The organism is Tsukamurella sp. 8F (assembly GCF_029167375.1).
Lineage (GTDB): Bacteria > Actinomycetota > Actinomycetes > Mycobacteriales > Mycobacteriaceae > Tsukamurella.
Map to the genome: position 1 here is coordinate 138,494 of NZ_JARFTP010000010.1, position 13,318 is coordinate 151,811.

General features: G+C 70.4%; 5 protein-coding genes. All 5 read left to right on the top strand.

Features of this window, described 5'->3' with window-relative positions:
* Positions 1-5: 5 nt before the first annotated feature.
* The 5 genes from P0W64_RS10420 to P0W64_RS10440 all read left to right on the top strand — a co-directional run bounded on the left by P0W64_RS10420 (position 6) and on the right by P0W64_RS10440 (position 13,204).
* The gene (locus P0W64_RS10420) at positions 6-4,973 is read left to right on the top strand and encodes a non-ribosomal peptide synthetase (protein WP_275480025.1); all 4,968 of its coding nucleotides are present in this window, start codon (positions 6-8) and stop codon (positions 4,971-4,973) included.
* Positions 4,970-9,088 (top strand): amino acid adenylation domain-containing protein, encoded by a 4,119-nt coding sequence (locus P0W64_RS10425; RefSeq protein ID WP_275480026.1) that lies wholly within the window; start codon positions 4,970-4,972, stop codon positions 9,086-9,088. Before P0W64_RS10420 ends, P0W64_RS10425 begins: the two co-directional genes overlap by 4 nt.
* A gap of 465 nt (positions 9,089-9,553) precedes the next feature.
* Positions 9,554-10,870, top strand: coding sequence for a lipase family protein (locus P0W64_RS10430; protein WP_275480027.1), 1,317 nt, complete (start codon positions 9,554-9,556; stop codon positions 10,868-10,870).
* Positions 10,871-10,977: 107 nt separating this feature from the next.
* Entirely contained in the window at positions 10,978-12,021 is a 1,044-nt protein-coding gene (locus tag P0W64_RS10435; protein ID WP_275480028.1) for a glycosyltransferase, read from the top strand.
* 10 nt (positions 12,022-12,031) lie between these two features.
* A complete protein-coding gene (locus P0W64_RS10440; protein WP_275480029.1) occupies positions 12,032-13,204 on the top strand; it encodes a putative glycoside hydrolase in 1,173 nt (390 codons plus the stop codon).
* The last annotated feature ends 114 nt before the right edge of the window (positions 13,205-13,318 follow it).

A 13,318-nucleotide genomic window follows, 5' to 3' on the forward strand; every position in this document is an offset into this window, starting at 1 on the left:
ACACCATGACCGCGAATCTCACAGCAGCACACCGCGAGCTCCTCGAGCGCCGACTCCGCGAGCAGGGGCTCAAGGCTGCTGCGGACACGGGCCGGGTAGAGCGTCTCGCCGGAGGCTCGCCCCTGTCCCCCGCACAGCGTCGGCTCTGGTTCGTGGCGCAGCGCGACCCCGCCGGAACGGTGCTGACGATATCCGTCGCCTACCGGCTCGACGGTGCCCTGGATCCCGGGCGGCTGCGCTCCGCATTCGATGCCGTCGTGGCGCGCCACGAGGTCTTGCGGACCACCTACCACGTCGGTCCGGACGGTGAGCCGGTGCAGCGCATCGGATCCGGCGGCGTGGAATGGGAGCAGACGTCTGCTCTCGGCTTGGGGGAGGGTGAGCGTCACCGGCGCGTGAGCGTGCTCGCCCGCCGCGCCGCGGCGCGGCCCTTCGACCTCGAGCGCGACGCGATGCTGCGAGTACACCTCGTGGACGTCTCCGATGCGCGAGCAGACGGCACCGACGGTTCCCGGCACGTGCTCCTGCTGACGCTGCATCACATCTGCTTCGACGACCTGTCGTGGCCTCTACTGTTCGAGGATCTGAGCGCCGCGTACTCCGGTACGTCGCTACCGGATCTCTCACCGCAATACCTCGACGCCACCGCCCCGGTAGCCACATCCGCGCTGGCCGACGACGTCCGGCACTGGGTCGATCGACTCACCCCGGTGCCCACGCCGGTAGCGCTGCCGGGTGACCTCGGGGCTGGTGAGATCGACAGCCGGGCGATACGTTCCGGACTTCCGGACGGTCTCGACGGGCGCGTCGAGACCGTCGCGCGTGAGCTCGGTGTGACCCCCTTCTCGGTGTACCTCGCGGGCTTCGCAAGCCTGGTGCGCCGATACTTCGGGACCGACGACTTCACCGTCTCGGTTCCGGTCACGGACCGACCGGCGGGGGCGGAAGGCCTGATCGGGTACTTCGGGAACACGTTGGTGCGCCGCGTCACCGTCGACCTCGACGAGCCCTTCGCGGACCTCGTCCGGCGCATACAGGGTGACGGCGCAGAGGATCTCGCGCACGCCGGCGCCGGGATCGATGCGGTCGTGGCTGAGCTCGACGTGGCGCGCGGTGGTGAGGACGCGTTCACCCGACTCGTACAGCTCAGTTTCTCCACACGGTCGCATACCGGCGGTCCGACCCTGGGCGACGTCGTCGCAACGCCACTCGAACTCACGGCACCGCTCGCGCAGGTGCCGTTCGAGGCGACGCTGGTGAGCACGCCGTCCGGTGCCGACCTCGAGACCAGGTACCACCACGGGCGTATCGACCCCCGCGTCGCGGAGGGTTTCGGACGCTCCTTCCCAGTCCTGCTCGAATCGGCGCTCGGGGCACCGACGACAACGTTGCGCCTGCTGCCCGTGCGGGACTCGGCGATGCCGCGAGCGCAAGTGTGGGGACCCGGCACACCCGATGTTCCGACCACGCTCTCGGGCCTGCTCGACCGCGCCATCGCCGAGCACCCGCACTCGATCGCCGTCATCTCCGAGAGAGACGGCAGCACGGTCGAACTCACGTACTCGGAGCTCGGGGAGCGAGCGCGCCGCCTGGCGCGGTATCTGGCGGCGAAGGGCATCGGGCCGGGTGACATCGTCGCCCTCCAGCAGCGTGGGTCGGAGGGCTTCCTGGTGTCTGCGGTCGCGGTCCTCGCGGCGGGCGCGGCATACCTGCCCGTCGACCCGGCGTACCCCGCGCAGCGCATCGAATACCTACATGCCGACGCGAAACCGGCTCTGACACTGGACGACGAAGCGCTGGCCGCCGCCGAGCTGGACGCGGAGGGGCTCGACGCCTGTCCGCTCACGGATACGGATCGGACGGCGCCGCTACTGCCCGGGACGCTGGCCTACGTGATCTACACGTCCGGCTCGACCGGCGATCCCAAGGGTGTCGCGGTGGAGCACGGCGCGATCGCAGACCACCTGGCGGGTCACGTCCTGCAGGAGAGCCTCACGCCGGACGACCGGCTGCTGCTGACGTCGTCGGTGAGTTTCGACGCGTCGGTGTTCGAGATCTTCACGACCCTCACGCTCGGTGCGACTCTTGTGATCCCAACCGACGCCAAGGATTTCGGCGCGGTATCCGACCTCGTGCAGCGGCACCGGGTGACCGTCGTGCACATGGTCCCGTCCGCGCTCTCGACGCACCTGCTGTTGCCGGGGATCGAGAAGTGGCGCTCCGTGCGATGGGTTCCCGTCGGCGGAGAGGCGCTGCCGGGGGACGCCGCAGATCGCTTCGCCGCGGTGCGTGGCGCGGTCCTCACCAACAACTACGGTCCGACCGAGGCGGTGGTCGCGGCGTCGCGCTACGTCGTGGACCGGCCGCAGGGACACCGCACTGTTCCCATAGGCGGGCCCACGCCCGGGGTCGCGCTGTATCTCCTCGATGAGGCGCTTGCGCCCGTTCCCGACGGTGCGGCGGGCGAGATCTACATCGGCGGAGACCAGCTCGCGCGCGGATACCTGCGTGACCCGGCCCGCACCGCCGGGCGCTTCATCGCCGATCCGTTCCGCTCCGGTGCCCGGATGTACCGCACCGGTGACCGCGCACGGCGGGATTCGGAGGGCCAGCTCGAATTCCTCGGCCGCACCGACGAACAGGTGAAGATCCACGGCTTCCGGATCGAGCCGGGTGAGATCCGCAACGCGCTACTCGGCCACTCGGACGTCGCCGACGCCGCGGTGATCGCCCGCACCGACGATGCGAGCGGGCCGTACCTGGCCGCATACCTGGTCGGCGCGCCGGATGTCGCCCGCGTGCGTGCGTATCTCGCGGAGCGGCTCCCCGCGCACATGGTGCCGGCAGCGTTCGTAGTGATCGACCGGATTCCGCTGGGCCCCAACGGCAAGATAGCGCCTGCGGCCCTGCCGCGACCTGATCGGTCCGTCGCGGCAGATGAGCGGGGACGGGCCCCCGCAACGCGTGCCGAACGGGCCGTCGCCGCGCTGTTCGCGGAGTTGCTCGGAATAGACGATGTGACTGCCGAGGACTCGTTCTTCGAGCGCGGTGGGCACTCGCTGCTCGCCACGCGGCTGGTTGCGCTGCTGCGGCGGGATTCCGGAGTTGCGCTGCCCGTGCGCGCCGTGTTCGACGCGCCCACGGTGGAGTCACTGGCGGCTCTCGTGGAGCGGGCCGCGGACGGTGGCGATACGGACTCGGCGCTGCCGCCGGTGCGCCCGGCACAGACGCGGCCCGACACGATCCCGCTCACGGCGTCGCAGCGCTCGGTCTGGTTCGCGCACGTCATGTCCGGCGCCGCCGCGGCCACGACGGGTGAGACCGTCGCGGCCGGCACCATCGAGGTGGCGATCGCCCTGGAAGGCGAGGTGGATGCGGACGAACTCGAGGCAGCGCTCGGCGACGTCGTCGCCCGGCACGAGTCGCTGCGCACCGTGCTGGAGCAGGGCGAAGGCGCCGACGGCGTGCCCGTCGCGCGCGTGCTGGGCGACCGCATGGTGGAGCTGGAGCGGGTGACCGCCGCCGATGTCACCGCGATGCGCGCCGAGCTGGCTCGCCGCCCGTTCGAGCTCCTCGGTGGGAACCTGTTGCGCGCCGCGCTGATCGCTCCGGTGCAGGGCGAGCCGGTGCTGCAGCTCCTGGTGCATCACGTCGTGGTCGACCACGCGTCCTTCGCGGTGATCCTGGACGATCTGTACGCCGCGTATCGCGCCCGGGTCGGCGGGCTGGAAACGAACGACCCGGCGCCGCCACAGTTCCCCGACTATGCGCTGTGGCAGGCCGATGTCTTCGGCAGCGCCACCGGGCGGCGCGAGGTCGAGCATTGGGTGTCGGCGCTGAGCGGCCTCCCGGCCGAGATACCCGCCGGTCACGACCATGCCCGCCGGCTGACCCATGCGTTCGCGCCCGGTCACCGGGCGCACTTCACCGTATCCGCAAAGACGCGGAATCTGCTGCACGCGTGGGGAGATCGGAACGGTGCCACCGAGTTCATGATCGGGCAGGCGGCGCTGGCGGTGCTGCTCCACCGGCATGGCGGGGGCACCGATATCGCCGTGGGGACGCCGGCCGCGGGCCGCATCGACGCGGCGACCGAGTCGATGGTCGGCCTGCTCGCCAACATGGTCGCTCTGCGTACGAGAGTGTCGCCGGACTCGACTCTCGACGACGTGCTCGCGGCCGCGCGGTCCGCGGCGCTCGACGCGTTCAGCCACCAGGCTGCGCCGTTCGAGCTCGTGGTGGACGCCCTCGGCCCGCCGCGTCTGCCCGGCCGTAACCCGGTCTTCCAGACCATGCTGCACGTGCGCGATGACGCCGCAGCGCTTGCGCCGGTACCGGTCTCCGATCGGCTGACGGCCCGAGGCCTGCCGAGCGACTTCGACGTGGCGCTCGTCGACCTTTCGGTGAGCCTGTTCGCCGCGTCCGACGGTGGGTGGGACGGCATGGTCATCGCGAGTCCCACGGTGTACCAGGCGGATACGGCCGACCGGCTTGCCGCGGGGATGCTCGCCGTGCTCGAGGCGATGGCCTCGGGTGAGACGGCGACCGTCGGGGGACTGGACCTGCCGGATCTCGGATCCCCCCATGCGGCGGAGGCCGCCGAGGCCGCGCGCGTGGTCGCCGAGGGCAGCGCCGAGACGGCCGCGCGGCTGATCGCGCTGCTCGAGGAGTTGCTGGGACTCGACGGGATCGAGTCCGGGGACGGCTTCTTCGCGGTCGGCGGTGACAGTGTCACGTCGCTGCAGTGGGCCGCTCGCGCGGCCGCGGAGGGACTGCCGCTCACCCCGCAGATGGTCTTCGAGTGCGCGACCATCGGCGAACTCGCGGCCGCCGTCGACGCTGCCGCGGCGGGTGACGAAGTCGACCACCCGCCTGTAGCGGAGCCGGCCCAGCCATCGGCGCCGATGAGTGCCTCCGGCCTCGGCGCCGACCAGCTCGCGGCGCTCCGCGCTGCCTGGAAGGGTGACGCGTGAGCGATATTCCGGACATCGAGGACGTCATCGCCCTCACTCCGTTGCAGGCCGGGATGCACGCGCTGGCAACGCTGTCCGACGGCGTCGACGTGTACACTATGCAGTTCGTGGTGCAGGTGACCGGGGCGCTCGACACCGAGCGGCTACGGTCTGCGGCGGAGGCGCTACTCGCGCGCCACGCGAACCTGCGGGCATCGGTGTGGGACACCGATGTTCCGCAACCCGTCCAGATCGTGCCGACTCACGCCGAGCTGCCTTGGGCCGAATTCGACTGCACCGAAGCCGATTTCGACGCGTATGCGAAGCGCGACTCACGCGAGCCCTTCGATCTCCGCCGCGGTCCGCTGCTGCGCATCGCAGTGGCGCGCTTGGGCTCGCACGAGTGGCGCTTCCTGTTCACCGCGCACCACATCGTCATGGACGGCTGGGCGATGGCGGTGTTCTTCCGCGAGCTCATCGCCCTGTACGAGGCCGATGACGTGTCCGTGCTGCCCCCCGTTCGGCCGTTCCGCGACTACGTAGCGTGGCTCGCAGGTCAGGACACCTCGGCTGCGCTCGACCGGTGGCACGAGTACCTGGACGGTGCCGAGACCACTACTCTCGCCGACGCGCCCGTTCGCCCTGGTGAGGTCCCGGGCAGCGAGACGGTGAGGCTGACGGAGCACGAGACCGCCGAGTTGCTCGCCTGGGGGCGCGCCCGCGGGCTCACACCCAGCACGCTCGCCCAGTTCGCCTGGGCAGCAGTCCTGTCCAGGCTGACCGGGTCGGACGATGTCGCCTTCGGAACGACAGTCGCCGGCCGGCCGCAGGCCCTCGACGGAGTCGAGACCATGGTGGGCCTGTTCCTCAACGCGGTCCCCGCGCGCGTCTGCGTAGACGACGGCGAACCCGTTGCTGCGGCGCTGAAACGGACGCAGGCCGAGGCCGCGCGAATGCGAGAGATCGGCTACGTACCGCTGCAGGACGTCACGCGTGGATTCCGGGGCGGTCTGTTCGACACTCTGTTCGTCTTCGAGAACGCCCCCATCGGCGACGCCACGGCGACGGTCACCACAGCCGAAGGCACGAGCTTCCGCCCTCTCGCCATGGAGTCCCTCGCCCACTATCCGCTGTCTGTCGTCGCGCTCATCGACCAGGGCCGGCTCACCATCGTGGCGGAGGCGACCGAGACTCTCGCCCAAAGGCATCCCCCCCGAGCGCTCGGCGAGCGGATCCTCGCGGTCCTGCGCGCCATGCCGACCGCCGAGACCGTCGGAGATCTGCCGGTCGCGACGCCCGATGACGCCCTACCGCAGGCGGATCGGCTGCCCGTGCCCCGCAGCCTCCCCGAGTTGTTCGCGGTCAATGCCGCCCGCACCCCGCACCTTCCCGCGCTGTCGACGAATACGGACTCGTGGACCTACGGCGAACTCGCTGCGGAAGCCGGTGCGCTGCAAGAGCTCCTGATCGAGCATGGGGTCGCACCCGGCCAGGTGATCGGCATATCGCTCCCGCGCGATCACCGCATCGTCGCTGCGGTCCTCGCGGTGCTCGGTCTGGGCGCCGCATACGTGCCGCTGGCACCCGATCTGCCGAGCACCCGCGTCGCGTCGATGGTCGACAGCTCGGGGGCCGTGGTGATCCTGACCGAGCCGCACCGCACGGCGGAGCTGGAACCGCACGCACGGACGATCGCGTACGAGCCAGCAGACGGCGGATACCGGGCCCGCGAAGTACATCCGGACGACGCCGCATACGTCGTCTTCACGTCCGGGTCGACGGGCGAACCCAAGGGTGTGGTCGGCACCCACGGCGCGCTCGCGGCGTACTTCGCAGATCACGTCGAGCGCATGTACCGCCCAGCGCAGGCGCGGCTCGGCCGTCCGCTATGCGTTGCGCACGGCTGGTCCTTCGGGTTCGATGCATCGTGGCAGCCGCTGCTCGCGCTCTTCGCGGGTCACAGTATGCGCCTGCTGGACGATGATGAGACCCGCGATGCCGCAGCGCTGATCACGGCCCTGCGGACATCGCGTGTGGACATGATCGACACGTCTCCGTCGATGTTCGCGCAGCTCGTCGCCGCCGGTCTCGTCGATACGGGCGAAGAGGATGAGAAGGGAGGGCATCACCTCGCCGTGCTCGCGCTCGGCGGCGAGGCGATCCCGGCACATCTGTGGGATCGGCTCGCGGCATTGCCGGACACCATCGTGCACAACTGCTACGGACCGACCGAAGCGACCGTCGAGGCCGTGGTCGCGCGCGTCGCCGACACCGCAGAGCCCCGCATAGGACGCCCGACGGCCGGGACCGCCGCGTACGTGCTCGACGCCCGGCTCCGTCCGGTACCGCGCGGCGGCGCCGGTGAGTTGTATCTTGCCGGGCCCCAGGTGGCCCGCGGTTACGTCGGCCGCCCGGACCTGACGGCGGGCCGCTTCGTCGCGGACCCGCACCGTCCCGGCGGACGCATGTACCGCACGGGCGACGTGGTTCGAGTCGACCCCGGTGGCAACATCGCCTATCTGGGCCGCAGTGACGACCAGGTGAAGATCCGCGGGTACCGGATCGAGTTGGGCGACATCGAGTCCGCGATCGCCCGCGTCCCGGGTGTCACCGCGGCTGCGGTCACCGTCGTGCGCGGGGCGCACCCGCAGCTGGTGGGCTTCGCCACGGGGCCGGGGCTGGACCCGGCGCGGGTGCGCGGCCACGTCGCCACCGGTATCCCCGCGTACATGGTGCCCACCCGTATCGAGGTGCTCGCTGCACTCCCGTTGACGTCCAACGGAAAGGTCGATGGCGGCCGTCTCGCTCTGCTCGCGCAGCAGGCGCTCGCGGCGGCCGCCTCGAAGGGCGCCACGCCGACCACGGACACCGAGCGCGCGGTAGCCGCCGTGTGCGCCGAATTGTGGCCGGGCGCAGGGGAGGACGTGCGCGCGGACTTCTTCGACCTGGGCATGGACAGCATCGTCGCCATCGCGGCCGTGGGCGCTCTGCGGCGCGCCGGTCTCGACGTCACGCCGCGAATGGTCCTGGCACATCCGACCATCGAGACCCTTGCGGCTGCGATCGATGCGGGCGTGACGGCCAGGGGTGAGGGCAGCGACGCCGTCGACATGTCCGGGTTGCCCTCGGTCGCAAGGACTCTCGCGGCCGGCGGGTACGAACGGTACGGGCAGGCCGGCGTGGTACGACTGCCGCACGGGATCACGCGACGGGAGATCACCGACGCGCTGGACGCAGTGCTCGAAGCGCATCCGGCGTTGCGGGCCACCGTCGAGGATGGGCGCCTGCTGGCGCGGCCTGACGCGACCGTACGCGCGGACGATCTGCTCACGGAGGCAGACGACTTCGATCCGGCGGCCCTCGTCGTCGGCGCGCGACGCATGGTGGCCGCGATATGGCTGAGGAGACCGGAGCCGTATCTCGTGCTGGCGGTGCACCACCTCGCCGCGGACGCCGTGTCGTGGCAGGTTCTGCTCACCGACCTGGCGGATGCGGCCGAGGGGCGCACGCCGCTGCCCGAGGTGACGTCGGCCGCGGCCTACGCCGATTTCGCAGGTACTCCACCGTTGCCGGCGCACCCGAGCCTGAGCCATGCCGACACCGCAGCCACGCTGCGGACCATCCGTGTGGCACTGACGCCGGACGAGACGTCGCGCCTGGTGCAGGGTGACGTCGAGGCCCGGCTTCGCGATGCCCTCGGGACGGCCACCGGTATTGCGCGCGAGGAGATCGCAAGTGCCTGGCACGGCCGCGATGACAAGCGACACGGCACCGATACGTCCCGCACCGTCGGGTGGTTCACGGACTACCGGACGCCGTCCGGTGCACCGGCCGCGGCCGTGGTGAACTACCTCGGCCGCCGGGACCTGGCTCCCTCGGATGGGCCCTGGCGGCCGGTACTGCGCGGTCCGCTCGTCGATGCGCTGCCGGCGCATCCCGAGCCGGATCTACCTGTCGCGTTCCCGCTCGAGGTGATCGCGACGGTCCTCACCTCGCCGGACGGCCCTGCGTTCACCGCGGAATGGCGTTACGTCGAGCGGCTCATCGACACCGGCACGGCCGAGCGGCAGGCAGCCGAATTCGCCGCCGCCCTCGTCGCTACCGACTCGGCCCCGGCCGACCGGACTCCCCGCTGACCAGGCCCCGCCGATCGGGGCGGGTAGAAACGAAAGGAGGCGCACCCCGCACGGGGTGCGCCTCCTTCACATCGTGTCCGGCCGGCGGCCGATCAGTACCAGACCCACACCCAGACCCACCGGCGCCAGCGCCAGTCCCACCTGCGGACCAGGCGGCGACGGGGGCGGGGACGAGGGTGCGGGCGAGGTCCCGGACGGGGTCCGGGGCGGGGTCCATGGTGCGGCATCTTCGTTCTCCTCCACTTGGTTCGGCACCGTGACTCGATGTCCGATGGCTGATTGTCGCCGCGGTCCCGCGGACTGTTACACGGATCGCGAAGATTTCTCCGGGGAGCGCGATATACGCCGCAAACATCCGGATCGGTCGCGGTTCGAGTGTGGTCTCGACCTCGTTTGGGACACGATCACAGAATTTGTCCCATGGACGGTGTATGGTCGCTCCGACGCCGACCGAGGAGGCCTCAAATGACAGCCCTGAACTTCGGGGCCGCAACCGCGGCCACCGGGCAGCTCGCCGAGCAGTGGCCGGCGCCCGCCGTACCGGAGCCCGTCGGTAGCGATCCGTTCTTCGATGCGCCCGCCGGTTTCGAGGAGAGCGCGGAGGGGACGCTGCTGCGGTATCGAGACATCACCATCGGCTTCCTGGGCCGGATCAAGCAGCGCGTGCGTGCGACCCAGCTGCTGTACCGCAGCACCAATCTGCGCGGCGAGCCGGAGGTGACCGCGACGACGGTCGTCACCCGCGCGAAGGGGGCCGCGCCCGGTGCGCCGCTCGTCTCCTATCAGTGCGCGATCGACTCGCTTGCACCCGATACGTTCCCCTCCTACGTCCTCCAGCACGGTGCGCAGGCGCGCGGAACGTCCTTCCCGCAGATCGAGTGGGTCTTCATCGCGGCGGCCGTCGCGCGGGGATGGGCGGTGTCGATCCCCGATCACGGCGGCCAGCCGGGCCGGTGGGGCATCCCGCGCGAGCCGGGCTACATGGTTCTCGACGGCCTGCGGGCGTGCCTACAGTACGAGCCCCTCGGGCTGGCATCCGACACGCGCGTCGGCGTGTGGGGCTATTCGGGAGGCGGGCTCGCGACCGCGTGGGCCGCCGAGATGCAGCCGACCTACGCCCCCGAGATCAACCTCGTCGCCGGAGCGATGGGCGCGCCGGTGTCCGACCCGGGCAGCACGTTCGTCTACCTGAACGAGACACTCTTCACCGGCCTACCGACGCTCGTCATCGCCGCCCTTGCGCGGGAGTACCCGTCGCTGCAGAAGGTGCTCGCAGACCACGTGGACGAGAAGGGCCGCAAGGTCTTCTACGAGGACGCGCCCCGCTGGACCCCCGAGCAGGCGATCCGCAGGATGGCACACAAGGACCTCGCCTACTACGCGGACCGGCCGTTCCCCGAGATGGCGCAGCTGCCCGCTCTCCTCGAGCTGTTCGACGACATCCGGCCGGGTCAGCAGGTCCCGTCGGTGCCGATGCTCGTCGTGCAGTCGACTCGGGATCAGATCGTGCCCGTCGCCGATGCGACCGCCCACGTCGGGCGCTACGCGACGGGCGGTACGCACGTCACGTATGTGACCGACGACTGGAGCGACCACTTCAGCCTGCACTTCCTGTCGGCGCCGATGCTTTTCGGGTGGCTTGCAGACCGGCTCGACGGCCGCCCTGTCACGCCCGCCGGACACCGCCCACGCAAGACGATCATGGCGTCCGGCGCGCAGCTCGCGCGGACGGCCCGGTTGTTCGGCGTCGCGGCGCGTGTCTGCCTCGGCCGGGGGCTATAAGAGACGTCACACGGCGCGCCCGCGGGGGTCGGAATCGGTAACGTCTGCCTCCAGCGGCACGATTCTGTCGGCCGTGGACACATGTCGAGAAGGGGCGCGCGGTCTTGGTGCGGTTGCTGCGGACTGAGGCCCTGCAGTCACGTCCGCGGGTCACCGTCGTGATCCCCAACTACAACTACGAGCGATACGTCGGGCGCGCGATCGCGAGCGCGCTGGACCAGCCGGGTGTGGACGTCGACGTGCTTGTGGCGGACAACGGCTCGACGGACGGCAGCGTCGAGTACATCCGCGCGCTGGCCGCGGACGATCCGCGTATCCGCCTGACGACGCGGCCGGCGAACATTCCTTATATCGAGAACTTCAACGGCGGGATCGCTGCCGCTACAGGCGATTACACCGTTGTGCTGTGCTCGGACGACCTGCTCGCACCAGGTTCACTGGCGCGTGCGACGGCGTTCCTCGAGGCACGGCCCGACGTTGCCTTTGTATACGGCCACTGCCCCACGTTCGACGATGCGCCGCCGGCGCCGCGCATCGACCCGTCGGGCTGGACCCTGTGGGGCGGCACCGAGTGGATCACATTGCTCTACATGTCCGGTCGCAACTTCATCCGCCACCCCGAGGTGGTGATGCGCACATCCGTCCTGCGAGACGCCGGTGCCTATGACGAATCCCGGCCCGAGGCGTCGGACATGATCCTATGGATCCGGGCTGCGGAGCTGGGGGGAGTGGGCCGTGTGAACGGTGCCGACCAGGGCTACTTCCGGATCCACGGTGGGAACCAGCACCTGCACCTCGACGACGGGCTGCTGTCCGATCTCACCAATCGCCGGGACGTGTTCGACCTGTGTGCGGGGCGAAGCATGTGGCATCGGCACCTGGCGAAGCGCGCGCGGAGCGCGCTCGCGGGGCACGCCGTGCGGTTCGCCACTGTGATCCTCGATCGTGCCGGGCCCAGCGCGCACGCAGAAGCCCAGCGGCTGGCGGACTGGGCGCTTGCGACGAGCCCGGGAATCAGACATAGGCCCGGATATCGGGCGCTGTCGGCAGCGTTGGCAGGCAGCGATGCGTGCGCTCTCGTAGCCTTCCGGTGGGCCCGTAACACGCGGAGCGCGTTGGCCGTTCGTCTTAAGAAGCATGTGGGCGTATAGGAGGGCAGGAATGCGCAGTTGGGGCTGGGGTATGCGGGTCTCGGCGTCGGTCGCCGCCGTGGCCGCCTCGGTACTGGCGACCGGCTGTGCCGCGGCCGATCCTGCGCCTGGGAACCCGGTGTGCGGCTTCTGGTACGCGATCGGGCAGACCCCGACGACGGAGCAGATCGATTCGGTCGCCAAGTCCGTGTCCATCGTGGTGCTCAACGCATGGGACACCGACGCCCGCGCGCGGCTCAAGGCCGACAACCCCGCCGCGACCGCGCTCGTCTACAAGGACATGTCGAGTACTCGTAACTACGCCGGAGCCGTCACAGCGGGCAAGGACGATGCCAAGCTGCCGAGCGGCGTCGGGTATGTCGCTGCGCCTCAGTCGTGGTTCGCGACCGGCGCCGACGGCGCCCGGATCCAGTGGAAGCAGTACCCGGGGCACTGGCAGATGGCGGTGTGGAGCCCCGGATATCGCACGGCGTGGGTGAACGCCGTGAGCGGCGAGGTCGCGGCCGACGGGTGGGACGGCGTCCTCGCCGACAACGATCTGTCGACGCTCTCCGTGTACTCCCCGGAGCTGCTGCGCGGCACACGGACCCATGCCGCGACCGATGCCAGGCTCACGTCCGGCCTGACTTCTCTCGTGAACGCTGCCGGTACCGAGCTGCAGTCCAAGGGCAAGCTGTTCGTCCCGAACATCGCGTCCGCACGGCTGGGGGATCCGCGGTGGAACAGTCACTCCCGGTTCGGCGGGGCGATGGCTGAGTTCTTCACCAGCGCAGAGGGCAAGACCGCGCAACTGGGGGACTTCACCTCAGCCGCGGTGGCACCGGGCAACGGCGAGTACCGCTTGTTGATCACCCAGGCGGACAACGACGCCGAGCGCGAGACGGGCTACGCCACGGCCGCACTCGTCTCGACACCGAAAACCTGCTGGACCAGCGCTCAGAACGGCGACTACAAAGCCGTCCCCGACACGAAGTACACGAGTCTGCCGCTGGGCGCGGCCACGGGGCAGGCGTCCGCCGCCGCCGACGGTGTCTGGCAGCGCACCTTCAGCGGTGGCCGCGTCGTGGTCAACCCGACCGGCAAGCCGGCCGCAGTCGCGGTGGGACCGGGTGAGCACAGGCCGGACGGCTCGGCGCCGCCGATGACGTTGCCGGCCCGCACGGGCTGGGTACTGCTCGGCTGAACCGGATCGACCGGCCTCGGCACGGTGGGAACGGCGAGCTGACCTGCCGATTTGCGTTCTGTGGTGGTGGTGCGTAACTTATTGCGGGTCAGTGAGACGAGGTGCTGTCCCTGT